A 15,293-nucleotide genomic window follows, 5' to 3' on the forward strand; every position below is an offset into this window, starting at 1 on the left:
TTTTGTCCGCCAGGTGCCGCGTTAGCTATACACCCAGACACGTGATCAAGTAAGGCGATCCGCGTTTTTTCACTCGAACGTGTGTTTGGCGCAACCTTTCGAAAGCAACTACCGTTGTCCAGCAGGGAGACCATCGAGAGGGGCCGACGTGACCACCACCGCAGACAGTGCCACCATCACTGCCCAGGACCGCTCCCAGGGCCGACTCGAGCCGGTGCATGCGATGAACGAAGCCGTGAATCCCGAGGGGCACAAGCGCTCCCTGCCGGGCCGACCTCCAGGCATCCGGGCGGACAGCTCGGGACTCACCGACCGGCAGCGCCGGGTGATCGAGGTCATCAGGGACTCCGTGCAGCGGCGCGGCTACCCGCCGTCGATGCGGGAGATCGGCCAGGCGGTCGGCCTGTCCAGCACGTCCTCGGTCGCACACCAACTGATGGCACTGGAGCGCAAGGGCTTCCTGCGCCGCGACCCGCACCGCCCGCGCGCCTACGAGGTGCGCGGCTCCGACCAGGGCGCCTCCGTGCAGCCCACCGACACCGCCGGCAAGCCTGCCGCGTCGTACGTCCCGCTGGTCGGCCGCATCGCCGCCGGTGGCCCGATCCTCGCCGAGGAGTCGGTCGAGGACGTCTTCCCTCTCCCCCGCCAGCTGGTCGGTGACGGCGAGCTGTTCGTGCTGAAGGTCGTCGGCGACTCCATGATCGAGGCCGCCATCTGCGACGGCGACTGGGTGACGGTGCGCCGCCAGCCCGTCGCCGAGAACGGCGACATCGTCGCGGCCATGCTCGAAGGCGAGGCCACCGTCAAGCGCTTCAAGCGCGAGGACGGCCATGTCTGGCTCCTCCCGCACAACGCGGCGTACGAGCCCATCCCTGGCGACGACGCGACCATCCTCGGCAAGGTGGTGGCAGTGCTGCGGCGCGTATGACGGCTGCGGCGGGCGGTTCGTGCGGAACCACCCTCTGACCGGGCCCCGGGACCCCTGCGCCGGTTCCGGGGCCCTGTGCTGTCCGGGTGGGTCCCGGGTCGCTTGTGATCGGGGTTGTGCTGTCACGGCGCCGCGACAGCCCAACCCCCGATTATTCGGCCTCTGTCTTCTGCGCCGCCGCGTCGATCGCCGCCAGCGACTTCCGGACCTGGTTACGGTCCGTCGTGTACCAGAAGTCCGGCAGTGACGCCTTCAGATAGCTGCCGTATCGGGCAGTGGCCAGTCGCTGATCCAGTACGGCGACCACGCCGCGGTCCCCCGACGCTCGTACGAGGCGGCCGGCGCCCTGGGCCATCAGCAGCGCGGCGTGGGTGGCGGCGACTGCCATGAAGCCGTTGCCTCCCGCGTCCTCCACCGCCTTCTGGCGGGCGCTCATCAGCGGGTCGTCCGGACGCGGGAACGGGATCTTGTCCATGACGACCAGCTGGCAGCTGGGGCCGGGGACGTCGACGCCCTGCCAGAGCGACAGCGTGCCGAACAGGCAGGTCTTCGGGTCGGCGGCGAAGTTCTTGATCAGCTCGCCGAGCGTCTCCTCGCCCTGCAGGAGGATCGGGAACTCCGGGATCCGGGAGCGCAGTTCCTCGGCGGCGAGCTGCGCGGCCCGCATGGAGGAGAAGAGGCCGAGGGTGCGGCCGCCGGCCGCCTGGATCAACTCCGTCAGCTCGTCCAGCATGTCCGCGCGGTCGCCGTCCCGCGCGGGACGCGACAGGTGCTTGGCGACGTACAGGATGCCCTGCCTGGGGTAGTCGAAGGGCGAGCCGACGTCGACGCCCTTCCACTGCGGGAGGTCCTCGCCCTCCGTGCCTTCCGGGGCGAGCCCGAGGGAGGCGCCGACGCCGTTGAAGTCGCCGCCCAGCTTCAGCGTCGCGGAGGTCAGGACGACGGAGCGGTCCGCGAAGAGCTTCTCCCTCAACAGGCCCGACACGGACATGGGGGCAACCCGGAGGGAGGCGCCGAAGCGGTCATGGCGCTCGTACCAGACGACGTCCCACTCGGAGCCGTTCGTGATCCGCTCCGCCACGTCGTGCACCGTCTCCACGGAAGCCAGCGCCTGCTTGCGCACGGCGTCCTCGTCCTGGACGGACTTGTCGCGGGTCGCACCGATCCCGGAGATCACCGTACGGCAGGCATCGCGCAGCGCCATGAGCGCGTACCCGAGGTCCTCCGGGATCTCCTCCAGACGGCCCGGCAGGGCCAGCTCCATCAGCCGCTCGAAGCCCTCGGCGGCGGTCTGGAGCTGGTCGGCGGCCTTCTCGTTGACCAGTTTCGCGGCGCGGCGGACCGCTCGGTTGACCTGGCCGGGTGTGAGCTCGCCCGTGGCCACTCCGGTGACCCGGGAGACCAGCTCGTGCGCCTCGTCGACGATCAGAACCTCGTGCTGCGGGAGGACCGGGGCGCCCTCGATGGCGTCGATCGCAAGCAGAGCGTGGTTGGTGACGACGACCTCGGCGAGCTTGGCACGCTCGCGGGCCATCTCGGCGAAGCACTCGGCTCCGTACGCGCACTTCGTGGCGCCCAGACACTCCCGGGAGGAAACCGAGATCTGCGCCCAGGCCCGGTCGGACACGCCGGGCGTGAGGTTGTCGCGGTCACCGGTCTCGGTCTCGTCGGACCACTCGCGCAGCCGCAGCAGGTCCTGGCCCAGCTTGCTGGTGGGGGCGGCCGCCTCGAACTGGTCGAACAGCCCTTCCTCCTCGTCCTGCGGGACGCCCTCGTGGAGGCGGTGCAGGCAGAGGTAGTTCGACCTGCCCTTCAGCATTGCGAACTCCGGGCGGCGGCGCAGCAACGGGTGCAGCGCGTCGACGGTGCGCGGCAGATCCCGCTCGACGAGCTGGCGCTGGAGGGCGAGGGTGGCCGTCGCCACGACGACACGCTCCCCGTGCGCGAGCGCGGGCACGAGGTAGCCCAGCGACTTTCCGGTGCCGGTGCCGGCCTGGACCAGCAGATGGGAACCGTCGTCGATCGCCTCCGCGACGGCTTCGGCCATGGTCACCTGGCCGGGGCGCTCCGTACCGCCGACGGCAGTGACGGCAGCATGCAGGAGTTCGGGGAGTGAGGGCTTCGTCATAGCGCGACCACCCTACGGCCCGGCACTGACAATCGGGTGATCAAGGCGGGGACGAGGGGCGGGATCAAGACCGGGTGCTCCTCGGTGAGGGTCGGGGCGGATCGCTCGGGAAGACCGGCTCGGGTGCCCTTGAGATCGGCGCTGTGGAGAAAACGGATCGGCGGCGGTGGAAACCGGCTCGGCGCGAGCGGTGTACCAAAAGTGACGCTGTGGCGGCATGGCGTCACAGCAGATCGCGCAGGGACCGGTCACGGATCATGAGGGCGGCTCGCTTGGCGGGCAGGTCGACCTCGGCGGAGAACCGGAAGCCGGCGCTCAGAAAAGCAGCGACGGAGGGGGTGTTGCGAATGTCGGGTTCCGCGACGACGCGTGCGCAGGCAGGTCGCTTGTCGAGGGTGAGATCGGCCGTGGCTCGGAGCAGGGTGCTGCCGAGCTTGCGGCCGCGGTCGGCGACCCCGCCGATGAGGAGGTGGAGTCCGGTGTCATGAGGTCGAGCGGGATAGTGGCGGGCCAATGGGTCGAGGTCCGCCCGGTAGATCTCCCAGTAACTCATCGGCGTGCCCTCCAGCACACCGAGGCACGGGACACTGCGTCCGTCGCCGGAGAGCTGGGCCCGTAGGTGCCCCTCGGTCACGGCCGGAGGACCGGCCAGCTCCCAGAACTCCGCGACGGCAGGGTCATTCATCCAGCGGCTGATCAGCGGCAGATCCCGGTCGACGTGCACGGGGACAAGGTGGAACACGCCCGCGGGTGTGACGACCGGCCCCCAGTCGGCGACACGGTCGAGGAGGTCGTCCTCGGCAGTGGTGACGGAAGCGGACGGGGCCGGGGCTTCACACCGGCTTCGTGCCTTGCCGGAGTCGTTCTCCGCTGCGAAGAGTGCAACCAGCTCGTCGGGCAGACGCAGGTCCAGTGTGTCCTCGTTGTCCGTGCTCACGTCGGCACTGCTCTCAGCCGTAAGGGGGCTTGGGCCGATGCCCATGGCGGCGCCGGTGGCGGTGGCTGGGTGTGCGCTGGCGTCGGTGGGAGGCACGGCGCCGCTCCTCTCAGAAGGCGGGGTGGGGCATGTTCCTCGGAAGCGCAGGGAGTTGACGGTGATGGGCGGTGGCTGTCAGGGATGGAGGGGGTTGGCGATGGTGACGTAGACGGACTGGGTGTCGACCGGGCCGACGAGTTCGTCGAGGCCGTGCAGACGGGTCAGCAGGTTGGCCTTGCACCGCAGGACGGGTGAGTCCAGCAGGTGGGCGGGGAGTGTGGTGCCCAACCGGCCGGGACCGGAGGCGACATCGCCGAGGAAGCGGCGGAAGGCGGCGAGCAGCAGCTGTTCGTCGGCGAGGCGCTGGGAGCCGAAGGCACCGATGAGGCCGAGCACGTTGTTGATCGCGAGGTAATAGGCGAAGCGCTCGTCTGTGACCTCGTCGGAAACGAAGGTGTCGCTGTGCTCCCCGATACCGGGCAGCCGGGCGTCGAGTTCCGCGCGCCGGGACTCACGGAAGTAGTAGCCCTGGTTGTCGCGGTAGCGGCCGCCGACGGGCCAGCCGTCGGCGTCCAGCAGGAGGAGTGTGTTCTGTTGATGCGCCTCCAGGGCGATGCCCGCCTCCGCGTCCAGCCACAGCACGGGACGGACGACCTGCTCGAGGTAGCGCAGGAACCACTCGGCGGCAACGGCCGTACAGGGGCGACCGGTTCGGCCCGCCAGGCGCGTGACAACCGTGGCCAGTCGGGACCTCAGGGGCAGCCGGGGTGAGACGAGACCGGCGATGCAGGAGACGTCGTCCGACGGGTTGAACGGGTTGTGGCGGATCATCACGTCGAGTCCGGGCACGGGGGTGCCGTCCGGCGCGTCGACCGCGAGCCAGGCCGGGTCGCGGACGATGTCGAACCCGGGGTGGGCGGCCTGCCACTGCTTGGACAGGCCGCCGCGCAACAGGCGGTGGACCTCGACGCCTCGGTGCAGTTCCTTGCGGAGGTTCTCGCGACGGGAGTTGGTGATCCGCAAGCCCAGCGACAGCTTGAGCATGGCAGGGGAGCCGGACCGGTGGACGGTGCGTACGGAGGAGGTGGGGTGCCACGGTGAGCCATGCGTACCGAGGTCGCGGAGCAGTCCGGCGTCGAACAGGGCCGCGGTCTCGGGGCGTTGCCGGACCTCGCCCCATTGCCAGGGGTGCAGCGGCAGGGCTGCGTAGCCGTCGGGAAGCATCAGCTCGGCTTCGGCGAGCCGTGCCATGAGCTGGGGTGCCGGGACGGGACGGCCGCGCTCGGTCCAGGCGGAGTCTGTGGCAAGTGCGGAGGGGGCGACAGCCAACCAGTGCAGGGGGAAGGAGCCGCGCAACTCCGGTGAGTACAGGCGCGCTTCGGCCTCGGAGAGACCTTCGCGGCTCTTCGGGGTGGGGTGGAGCGGGTGCCCGAGTACGAGTGCCTGCTCGGATGCCAGGAAGAGGTCGGGTCCGTCGGAGGGGCGTTCCCGGCGTTCGCGGATGAAAGCGCCGGTACGACGGAGGGAGTCGGCGACGCGGGCGACCAGGTCCGGTGCGGAGTCGGAGGCGGTTGGATCGGGGGCTGATGTGGAGGCAGTCGCAGGGTTGGGGGCGGCGCTGGTCGTCGGTCGGGGGGTGGCGGGCAGGGCGCGGCTGTCGGTGCCGCTCTCGGGCGTCTCCCGGGCGAGGAGGGCGGCGACTGTGACCGCGTCGGCCGGTGGGGAGTGTTCGGGGGTGTTGGCGAGGAACGGGAGACCGAACCGGTGCCATCCCGTCGGGGACCAGTAATGGACCGGGGCGAGGAGGGCCGTGCCGCTGGCGGGCAGGGGGATGCGGAGTGTGCCGTCGTCGGGGGCGTGGAGGCCGGCTTCACGCACCCAACAGCGCAGCAGGTTCTCGACGGCCGCGGCCTCGGCTGCGGTGCGCGGGTCGGGGTGCTCGAGGAGATCGGCGGCGGCGTGGCGCAGACTCTCGGCCGCGGGGGCTTTGCGCTGCTGCGGAGCCCTCGCCTGCTCCGGAATCCTGCCCGCTCCTGACTCTCCGGCCTGCTTCGGCCCGCTCTCTGCTTTCGGGCCCGCTCCCTGACCAGGCACTGATGGGCTCACCGATGCAGGTGGAGTCTGCTGGGAGGGCGGTGCATCGGAGGGGACTCGCTCAGGGGCATGGGCTCGGGCGTCGGATGCGGAGGTGGGATTCAAAGCGGTCCTCGTGGGTGGTTCCGGTTCGTGCCGGGACGAACCTGGGCCGTACTGCGCTACGGGCGACGTGGAGGTATGGGCGTCCTGGTGTCAAGGTGTTCGAGAAATAGGCGGATATCGATACCTCCCCTGAGGCACAAGCGGGAGCACGGGCAGGGACGTTGGTGCCGACGGAACGTGCAAGTGCGCGTCCGCACGAGTCGCCGTACTAACCCGTCCGCTCGGCGCGATCGCCCTGCCGTCGGTGCCGGGGGTCGGGTCGGCGCTGCCGTCGTATTCCAGGTGGTCGGCCGGAGCGGTCGCGGGCTGCCGCCTCCACTGCATCGGCCAGTCGGTCGAATACCGCGGCCGCCTGTTCTTCGCTGATCGTCAGTGGCGGGAGGAGCCGCACGACGCTTGCGTGGCGGCCCCCCAGTTCGACGATGAGGCCACGTCGGAGGCACTCACGCTGGACGGCGGCCGCGAGTTCGGGATCGGCCGGGCGCGGGCTGCCGGCGCGGGAATCCTGCACCACCGCCGGAGTCACTCCGCCGTTGAGGGGCTCACTGCCCAGCAAAGCATCGGCGGCACCCCCATCACCGGAAGTCCCGTCCCCGAGCCTCCCGCAATCCCCCTCCGCATCCACCAGTTCCACCCCGATCATCAGCCCCCGCCCCCGCACGTCCCCGATGCACGGAAACTCCCCTGCCAAGGAGCGGAGTTGGTCGAGCATGCGGGAGCCGAGGGTGGCCGCTCGCTCGGCGAGGCGGTTTTCACGGACGTAGGCCAGGGTGGCCGTGCCTGCGGCCATGGCGAGTTGGTTGCCGCGGAACGTGCCTGCGTGGGCGCCGGGTTCCCAGACGTCGAGGTCGTCGCGGTAGACCACGACGGCGAGGGGGAGGCTGCCGCCGATGGCTTTGGAGAGCACCATCACGTCGGGGGTGATGCCGCTGTGCTCCACCGCCCAGAAGGCACCGGTCCGTCCGACCCCCGTCTGGACCTCGTCGGCGATCAGCGGGATGGAGCGCGCCGCCGTGATCTCTCGCATACGTCGCATCCACGCGTCCGGCGCGGGGATCACCCCGCCCTCGCCCTGGACGGGTTCCAGAATCATGCCCGCGGGATGTGGCACCCCCGACTTGGGGTCGTCGAGGACGGACTCGGTCCAGCGGGTCGCGAGTTCGGCGCCGCGCGGGCCGCCGACGCCGAAGGGGCAGCGGTAGTCCTGGGGATACGGGAGGCGGGCGACTCGTACGTCCGGGGCGTCCCCGGACGCGTCAAGGGCTCCGGCGGTCATGCCGTGGTAGGCACCGGTGAAGGCCAGGAGTCCGGTGCGGCCGGTCGCGGTGCGGACCAGCTTGAGCGCGGCTTCCACCGCGTCGGTACCCGCCGGCCCGCAGAACTGCACGCGTGCGTGGTCGGCGAGACCGCGCGGCAGGGTGTGGAACAACTCGGTGACGAAGGCGTCCTTGACGGGGGTCGCCAGGTCGAGGACGTGCAGCGGGGCACCCGAGTCGAGGACTTTGCGGATGGCCTCCAGCACAACGGGGTGGTTGTGGCCGAGGGCGAGCGTCCCGGCACCCGAAAGGCAGTCGAGGTAGCGGCGGCCGTCGGCACCCTCGATGGTCAGCCCCCGGGCCCGCACGGGCACGATCGGCAGGGCGCGCGCATAGGTGCGCGCCGCCGATTCGCGTGCCGACTGGCGCCGCAGGATCCCTTCGTGCGCGGCCCGCGCGGTCGCGGACACCTCACCGACAGCACGCCGCCCAAGAGTTCCCTCGGACGCACTCCCGCCGCCTGCAGACTCGGCCACGACTCCCTGTCCTCCCGCCGGGGGACCGCACACGGACAGCAGAACCCCCATCGGTACCAACCCCCCCATCGCTCACCGGGTTACGGGTTGCCTCAAGATCCTTTCCGTGACGGAACCGTTGCCGTTCCGTCGGAAGTCCCCCACAGCGAGCGCATAGTGTGTGATGCCGTTCCAAGGAGCCGTGAAGTCACCTGAGATCACCTGCGCCGAGCGTGAAATCACGGACGTAGCACCCGATTTGATCAGTTCACCCCAGGGGGAGTCAGAGCATGCGATCCATAAGGCCGTCCGTCACCGTTCGCCGGGAACGGGGTGCCCGCCGCAGAACCTCCCCCGTTCTGGCCGCCGTTGCCCTCGCCTCGGCGCTTGCGCTCACCGCCACCGCCTGCAACTCGGGCGACGACAAGGCCGACGGCCAGGCTTCCGCCTCCGCGACCGACATCGGCAGCAGCGGCGACGGCAAGATCAAGATCCCGGACGACATCAAGAACAAGCTCAAAGAGCACGGGATCGACATCGACAAGTGGAAGCACGGCGCCTGGAAGAACTGGAACAAGGACGACTGGCTGCGCGAGGCCGACGACTTCATCAACCCGATCATCAAGGGCCTGTGGAACCCGGACCGGATGCGGAAGGCCAACGACCCGGCCAAGAGCGTCGACAACAACGACCTCTCCGGTGACCAGGGCGTGACCGACCCCACGCCGGCGCCGGTGGACGCGAAGGCCGTGGCGCCTACGTACCACGCCAACGCGGCGACATCCGGAAAGGTGTTCTTCGACTCCCCCGAGGGCACGATGGTCTGCTCGGCAACGGTCGTGGAGGACCCGGCCCACCCCGGCAAGTCGAACCTCGTGTGGACGGCGGGCCACTGCGTGCACGCCGGCAAGAAGGGCGGCTGGTACCGCAACATCGCGTTCGTGCCGTCGTACAACAACGCGGGCAAATCGGCCGCCCAACTGCAGAACGCCACCAAGGAGGAAGCCGCTCCGTACGGCGTCTGGTGGGGCGACTGGGCGCAGACCTCCCAGCAGTGGATCGAGAAGGGTGGCGAGACCGGTGGTGACGGTGCCTCGTACGACTACGCCGTCATCCATGTGACGCCGGAGAAGGGCGGCAACGGCAAGTCACTGGAGGAGACGGTCGGTTCGGCACTGCCTGTCGACTTCAACGCCCCGGCCGTGCCGAAGGTTCCCGGCATCACCGCGACCGGCTACCCCGCCGCCGCGCCGTTCGACGGCCAGAAGATGTTCCAGTGCACGGACAAGCCGGGACGGCTGTCGATCAACGCCTCGGACCCGACGATGTACCGCATCGGCTGCACCATGACCGGCGGTTCTTCCGGCGGCGGCTGGGTCGCGACGGGCTCGGACGGCAAGCCGGCGCTGGTGTCCAACACCTCGATCGGCCCGGTGACTTCGGGCTGGCTGGCCGGACCGCGGCTGGGTGACGTGGCCAAGGGTGTGTACACCTCGGTGAGCAAGAAGTTCGCCGGCCAGTAGAGAGCAGTCCGGCAGAGAGCAACAGAGAGGCGCCCCGGCCGTCGTGTGACAGCCGGGGCGCCTCTTCTCGCTCAGACCAGCGGGACCGGAACATACGGCGCGAGGTCCGCCGCCAGTTCCTCGTGCACCCGCACCTTGAGCAGCGTGCCCTCCGGGGTGTGCTCCTCGGAGATCACATCGCCCTCGTCGTGCGCGCGGGCGACCAGCTTGCCGTGGGTGTACGGCACCAGCGCCTCGATCTCGACGGAGGGCCTCGGCAGCTCGTTGTCGATGAGCGCGAGCAGCTCCTGGATGCCCTGGCCGGTGCGGGCCGAGATCGCGATGGAGCGCTTCTCCATCCGCATGAGCCGTTGCAGCGTCAGCGGGTCGGCCGCGTCCGCCTTGTTGATCACGACGATCTCGGGCACGTCGGTGGCGCCGACATCCCTGATCACCTCGCGTACGGCGGCCAACTGCTCCTCCGGGGCCGGGTGCGAGCCGTCCACCACGTGCAGGATCAGGTCGGACTCGCCGACCTCCTCCATGGTGGAGCGGAACGCCTCGACCAGGTGGTGCGGCAGATGACGTACAAAACCGACCGTGTCGGCCAGCGTGTACAGGCGGCCGCTCGGGGTCTCCGCCCGGCGGACGGTCGGGTCAAGGGTCGCGAACAGGGCGTTCTCGACCAGGACGCCCGCGCCCGTGAGGCGGTTGAGCAGCGAGGACTTGCCGGCATTGGTGTAGCCCGCGATGGCGACGGACGGCACCTTGTTGCGCTTGCGCTCCTGGCGCTTGATCTCGCGGCCGGTCTTCATCTCCGCGATCTCCCGGCGCATCTTCGCCATCTTCTCGCGGATCCGACGCCGGTCGGTCTCGATCTTGGTCTCACCGGGACCACGGGTGGCGAGGCCGCCGCCCTTGCCGCCGCCCATCTGCCGGGACAGCGACTGACCCCAGCCGCGCAGCCTCGGCAGCATGTACTGCATCTGCGCGAGCGCGACCTGCGCCTTGCCCTCTCGGGACTTGGCGTGCTGGGCGAAGATGTCGAGGATCAGGGCCGTACGGTCGATGACCTTGACCTTGACGACGTCTTCCAGGTGGATGAGCTGGCCGGGGCTGAGCTCACCGTCGCAGATCACGGTGTCGGCGCCGGTCTCCAGGACGATGTCCCTGAGCTCGGTGGCCTTGCCGGAACCGATGTAGGTGGCCGCGTCGGGCTTGTCGCGGCGCTGGATCACGCCGTCGAGCACGAGCGCACCCGCCGTCTCCGCCAGGGCGGCGAGCTCCGCGAGGGAGTTCTCCGAGTCCTGCGCGGTCCCCGTGGTCCAGACGCCGACGAGCACGACTCGCTCCAGGCGGAGCTGTCGGTACTCGACCTCGGTGACGTCCTCGAGTTCGGTGGAGAGGCCCGCCACGCGGCGCAGGGCCGCGCGCTCGGAGCGGTCGAACTGGTCGCCGTCCCGCTCTCCGTCGATCTCGTGGCTCCAGGCGACGTCCTCTTCCATCAGGGCATCGGCCCGAAGACCCTCGGGGTAGGTGTGCGCGAAGCGCTCAGTGTCCTGGGAAGGGGATGAAGAGGAGGTCATTGGGTCCTTACGTCGATGAGGATTCCGATGCGGCGATCGCACAGCAATCACTGTGCTCAACGCATGAGTACCCCGGGAGATTCCCGCGACCCGTGCCGCGCCGACCCGAAGATGGTCGCACGGCACGGCCCGTCCGGTCATCGCCTTATTTCGCGGGCTTTGCAGCCTTCGTGCCGGGTGCCGCCGGCTTCCAGTCCGGGTGCCCTGGCATCGGCGGGGTCTTCTCGCCGTACAGCCAGCCTTTGAAGAAGCCGCTCAGGTCACGCCCGGAGATCCGGGAGGCGAGCCGCTCATAGTCGGCGGTCGTGGCCGTACCGTCGCGGTGAAGGGTCACCCAGGACCGTTCCAGATGCTCGAAGGCGGGGCGGCCGATCTCCTGGCGCAGGGCATAGAGCACGAGCGCGGCGCCGTCGTAGACGTTCGGCCGGAAGATGCTGATCTTCTGACCGGGGTCGGGAGCCTTGGGTGCGGCCGGCGGTCCTCCGGCGTCCCGCCAGCCGTCGGAGGCGGCGTACGCGGCCTTCATGCGCTTCTCCATGGGCATGTGGCCCTTCTCGTCCGCGTACAGGGCCTCGTACCACGTGGCGTGCCCTTCGTTGAGCCACAGGTCGGACCATGTGCGCGGGCTGACGCTGTCGCCGAACCACTGGTGGGACAGCTCGTGCACCATGATCGACTCGACGTACCACTTGGGGTAGGTGTGCCCGGTGAAGAGCTCTCTCTCGAAGAGAGAGAGCGTCTGCGTCTCGAGTTCGAAGCCGGTGGACGCCTGTGCCATGAGCACGCCGTACGTCTCGAAGGGGTAGCGACCGACCTTGCTCTCCATCCAGGCGATCTGGTCGGGGGTCTCGGCGAGCCACGGTTCGAGCTCTTTGCGGTCCTTGGTGGGTACGACGTCTCGTACGGGCAGGTGATGCGGCCCGGTGCGGTGCAGCACGCTGGAGTGGCCGATGGACACCTGGGCGAGCTCGGTGGCCATGGGGTGCCGGGTGCGATACGTCCAGGTGGTCGCCTCGCTGCCGCGCTCCACGTCGGTCGGCAGGCCGTTGGCCACGGCCGTGTAGTCGTTGGGGGCGGTGATCCGGATGGTGAACATCGCCTTGTCGGAAGGGTGGTCGTTGCACGGGAACACCACGTGCGCGGCATCGGCCTGGTTGGCCATGGCGAGCCCGTCCTCGGTGCGCACCCAGCCGCCGTCCTGGTCCTTGGCGGCCACGGGGTCGCTGGTGTGCCGCACGGTGATCCGCGTCCAGCTGCCCGCGGCCAGCGGCCTGGTGGGCGTGACGACGAGGTCGTCACCCGCACTGGTGAACGTGGCCGGCTCACCGTTGACCTGGACCGACTCGACCTTGCCGTGCGCGAAGTCGAGGTTGAGGCGGTCCAGGTCCGTGGTCGTCCGGGCGTTGATCGTGGTGATGGCCTGGAGGGGCTTGCTGTTGGTGCCGGGATAGGTGAACGAGAGGTTGTACGACTCCACGTCGTATCCGGGGTTGCCGAGTTCCGGGTAGAGGCGGTCGCCGAGGCCCAGGGGGACGGGGGGCGAGCTCGCGGCCAGGAGGCAGACGGAGACGGCGGAGGCGAGCAGTGCGGTCGCCTTGAGGCGGCGTGGACTCCGGGGAGGACGGCGGAAGCAGGCCGCGATGCCGGGGCGCGGGCCGTGGGTACCGGGTCGTTGGGCCTGGGAGCGCGGGGTGAGCAGCATGGATCACCGCTATCAGCGCGCGCGTGCCGGACGGCGACGACTCGCGTTCGGCCCACCCGAATGGGTAGGTCAGGTGCGGGTGTGCGGTTCTGGCGTCATGGGGCGCCTCGCTCAGTGCTCACACGCCCGGCGTCTGTGCCCGGCTCACGTCGTAGACCCCCGGGACATTGCGCATCGCCCGCATCAGCGCGGGCAGGTGGGCCGCGTCCGGGAGCTGGAGTGTGTACGTGTGGCGGACGCGCTGCTGGGTCGGGGGTTCGACCGTCGCGGACACGATTTCGGCGCCTTCGAGGGCCATGGCCTCCGTCAGGTCCGCCAGCAGATGGGGGCGGACGAACGATTCGGCTAGCAGCGTGACCCGGCACTCGGTGGTGTCCCCCCAGCGCACGTCGACCTCTGCGCGCCCCCCGCTCTTCATGCGCTCCACAGCGGCGCACTCGATGCGGTGGACGGTGACCACACCGCCCCGTACGGCGAAGCCGGTCACCTCGTCGGGCGGTACGGGCGTGCAGCAGCCGGCGAGGCGTACGGTCGCGCCGGGCTGGTCGACCGTGATGTCGGCGGTGGTGGGGCGGGAGGTCGGGCCGTCGGCGGCGGGCCGGGGAGCGGCCGAGAGCTCCTCGTCGGTCTCCTGCGACCTCTCCGGCTCTCCCTCCTGCACCTCATCGTGCGTCGGGTGGGCCGCGAGCCACCGCTGGATGGCGATACGGGCGGCAGGCGTGTGGGCGTGCTCCAGCCACTCTCTGGAGGGCTCGGAGGCCGGGTCCTGGCCCATGAGGAGCTGGACGGTGTCGCCGTCCCGCAGGACCGTACTCAGCGTCGCCAGGCGGCCGTTGACGCGTGCGCCGATGCACGCGTGCGCGTCCTCGCCGTACTGGGCGTAGGCGGCGTCGACGCACGTGGCACCTTCGGGCAGGCCGAGCGTGCCGCCGTCGGGGCGGAAGACGGTGATCTCACGGTCCTGGGCGAGGTCCTCGCGGAGGGTGGACCAGAACGTGTCCGGGTCGGGCGCGGCCTCCTGCCAGTCGAGGAGACGGGAGAGCCAGCCGGGGCGGGTGGGGTCGACACGCTCGCCGTCGGCCGGGGTGTGCTCCTCCGGAGGAGGAGCGTAGGGATTGCCGAGCGCGACGACGCCGGCCTCGGCGGCCTTGTGCATCTGGTGGGTGCGGATGAGGACTTCGGCGACCTGGCCGTCGGCGCGGGCGACCGCAGTGTGCAGGGACTGGTACAGGTTGAACTTGGGGACGGCGATGAAGTCCTTGAACTCCGAGACGACAGGCGTCATACAGGTGTGCAGTTCGCCGAGGACGCCGTAGCAGTCCGCGTCCTCGTTCACCAGCACCAGCAGGCGGCCGAAGTCGGAGCCGCGCAGCTGGCCGCGCTTGCGGGCGACGCGGTGGACGGAGACGAAGTGCCGCGGCCGGATGAGGACTTCGGCCGGGATGTCGGCGTCGCGCAGCACGCCTCGTACCTCGTCGGCGATCTCGGCGAGCGGGTCGTCGGCGCGGGAGGCGTTGTCGACGATCAACTCCCGCGTGTGCTCGTACTCTTCGGGATGGAGGATCGCAAAGACCAGGTCCTCCAACTCGGTCTTCAGCGCCTGAACGCCGAGCCGCTCGGCGAGCGGGATGAGGACGTCGCGGGTGACCTTGGCGATGCGCGCCTGTTTCTCGGGGCGCATGACGCCGAGGGTGCGCATGTTGTGCAGCCGGTCGGCGAGTTTGATCGACATCACACGGACGTCGCTGCCGGTGGCGACGAGCATCTTGCGGAAGGTCTCGGGCTCGGCGGCGGCGCCGTAGTCGACCTTCTCCAACTTTGTGACGCCGTCGACGAGATAGCGGACCTCCGACCCGAACTGCTCGCCGACCTGATCGAGAGTCACGTCCGTGTCCTCGACGGTGTCGTGGAGCAGAGAGGCCGTCAAAGTCGTGGTCTCCGCGCCGAGTTCGGCGAGGATCAGGGTCACCGCGAGCGGGTGCGTGATGTACGGCTCGCCGCTCTTGCGCATCTGGCCGCGGTGCGAGGACTCGGCCAGCACGTAGGCGCGGCGCAGGGGTTCGAGGTCGGCGCTGGGGTAGTGGGCCCGGTGAGCGTCGACGACATGGCTGATGGCGCTGGGCAGCCGGTCACGGGTGGCGGGGCCGAGCAGGGCGGCACGGCCGAGGCGGCGCAGGTCGATCCGCGCCCGCCAGCGCGCCGCCGGGCCTGATACCGGACCTGGGGTCGCGGGATTCGTGGCCTCCGCACTCATGGGCACCTCCGGCTGCGTGGACCGGCGGACGGGGTGCCCCATGGCGGACACGGCTCAGGGGATGGCAACGGTCCCCCGTCCGGGCCGGTGCTTGATGCTACCGAGCCCATCACGTGCGGCTGACCGCCTCTCGCCGAGCGTGAAACGGATCACCCATTCGAGCGAAGGTCTGTAGGTTTACGGTTTCGCGCCACATGGCAGGGGCCGTCCGTGATTTCGAACCCATGGCCGTCGCCCCGGAGGTCTT

The 15,293-nt window shown here is 70.0% G+C and carries 9 protein-coding genes; 2 read left to right on the forward strand and 7 right to left on the reverse strand.

Annotated elements, in window-relative coordinates; genetic code table 11:
- Nucleotides 1-148 precede the first annotated feature (148 nt).
- Nucleotides 149-928 carry a transcriptional repressor LexA gene (gene lexA, locus P2Q00_RS47295; RefSeq protein WP_030947215.1) on the forward strand — a complete coding sequence of 260 codons (780 nt, stop codon included), beginning with the start codon at nucleotides 149-151 and terminating at the stop codon, nucleotides 926-928.
- A gap of 151 nt (nucleotides 929-1,079) precedes the next feature.
- Here lexA and P2Q00_RS47300 read toward each other — a convergent pair whose 3' ends face one another.
- From P2Q00_RS47300 to P2Q00_RS47315, 4 genes are all read right to left on the reverse strand, one after another.
- The gene (locus P2Q00_RS47300) at nucleotides 1,080-3,056 is read right to left on the reverse strand and encodes an ATP-dependent DNA helicase (RefSeq protein WP_275781108.1); all 1,977 of its coding nucleotides are present in this window, start codon (nucleotides 3,054-3,056) and stop codon (nucleotides 1,080-1,082) included.
- Nucleotides 3,057-3,279: 223 nt separating this feature from the next.
- Complete coding sequence (locus tag P2Q00_RS47305; RefSeq protein WP_425579665.1) at nucleotides 3,280-4,089, reverse strand: GNAT family N-acetyltransferase; 810 nt, start codon at nucleotides 4,087-4,089, stop codon at nucleotides 3,280-3,282.
- Nucleotides 4,090-4,167: 78 nt separating this feature from the next.
- On the reverse strand, nucleotides 4,168-6,000 hold the full coding sequence (locus tag P2Q00_RS47310; RefSeq protein WP_275781159.1) for an IucA/IucC family protein: 1,833 nt from the start codon (nucleotides 5,998-6,000) through the stop codon (nucleotides 4,168-4,170).
- A 439-nt stretch (nucleotides 6,001-6,439) separates the two neighbouring features.
- Nucleotides 6,440-8,023: a diaminobutyrate--2-oxoglutarate transaminase family protein gene (locus P2Q00_RS47315; RefSeq protein WP_425579664.1), complete on the reverse strand. Its 1,584-nt coding sequence runs from the start codon at nucleotides 8,021-8,023 to the stop codon at nucleotides 6,440-6,442.
- Between the two features lie 269 nt (nucleotides 8,024-8,292).
- Between P2Q00_RS47315 and P2Q00_RS47320 the strand changes: the two genes are divergently transcribed.
- Complete coding sequence (locus P2Q00_RS47320) at nucleotides 8,293-9,525, forward strand: trypsin-like serine peptidase (RefSeq protein ID WP_275781109.1); 1,233 nt, start codon at nucleotides 8,293-8,295, stop codon at nucleotides 9,523-9,525.
- Nucleotides 9,526-9,596: 71 nt separating this feature from the next.
- Here P2Q00_RS47320 and hflX read toward each other — a convergent pair whose 3' ends face one another.
- From hflX to P2Q00_RS47335, 3 genes are all read right to left on the reverse strand, one after another.
- On the reverse strand, nucleotides 9,597-11,090 hold the full coding sequence (gene hflX, locus P2Q00_RS47325; protein WP_275781110.1) for a GTPase HflX: 1,494 nt from the start codon (nucleotides 11,088-11,090) through the stop codon (nucleotides 9,597-9,599).
- Nucleotides 11,091-11,235: 145 nt separating this feature from the next.
- Nucleotides 11,236-12,792 (reverse strand): M1 family metallopeptidase, encoded by a 1,557-nt coding sequence (locus P2Q00_RS47330; protein WP_275781112.1) that lies wholly within the window; start codon nucleotides 12,790-12,792, stop codon nucleotides 11,236-11,238.
- Nucleotides 12,793-12,910: 118 nt separating this feature from the next.
- The gene (locus tag P2Q00_RS47335) at nucleotides 12,911-15,046 is read right to left on the reverse strand and encodes a RelA/SpoT family protein (protein WP_275781113.1); all 2,136 of its coding nucleotides are present in this window, start codon (nucleotides 15,044-15,046) and stop codon (nucleotides 12,911-12,913) included.
- Nucleotides 15,047-15,293: the final 247 nt, after the last annotated feature.

This window comes from Streptomyces coacervatus (assembly GCF_029223485.1).
Taxonomy (GTDB): domain Bacteria; phylum Actinomycetota; class Actinomycetes; order Streptomycetales; family Streptomycetaceae; genus Streptomyces; species Streptomyces coacervatus.